Origin of the sequence: Aureispira sp. CCB-QB1 (assembly GCF_000724545.1) — a bacterium.
Taxonomy (GTDB): Bacteria; Bacteroidota; Bacteroidia; order Chitinophagales; family Saprospiraceae; genus Aureispira.
In genome coordinates this window covers 1-390 of sequence record NZ_JHBV01000018.1, presented here as the reverse complement: position 1 = coordinate 390, position 390 = coordinate 1, and the positions used below count along the sequence as shown (strand labels likewise).

The following is a 390-nucleotide window of genomic DNA, read 5'->3' as shown; positions in this document are numbered from 1 at the left end:
AATACCTCCTTTAAAGAGCACATAAAGAATCTTTGTTAGAAAGATTTTAAGCTTGAATCTAATTATCCTGTTTTGTTTCAATTGTATATAATGATATTATATTTAGTCCCATAGCTCAGCTGGTTAGAGCGCTACACTGATAATGTAGAGGTCGGCAGTTCAAGTCTGCCTGGGACTACTAATATAACATCAACTAAAATTATGGGGAATTAGCTCAGCTGGCTAGAGCGCCTGCCTTGCACGCAGGAGGTCATCGGTTCGACTCCGATATTCTCCACCATAATTAAAACTACTAAAGGTAGTTTATAGAAAAAGTTAATTGACATACTGGAGAATAAACAAAAGCAAAATAGATAAAGATTATCTCCGTGCTAATGAGAATTAGCACGA

General features: G+C 36.2%; 2 tRNA genes. Both read left to right on the top strand.

The features are described 5' to 3' along the window. Positions 1–104: 104 nt before the first annotated feature. Positions 105–178 (top strand) — tRNA-Ile (locus tag CG11_RS08440). 25 nt (positions 179–203) lie between these two features. Further along, positions 204–280: transfer RNA gene (locus CG11_RS08435), tRNA-Ala, on the top strand. Positions 281–390: the final 110 nt, after the last annotated feature.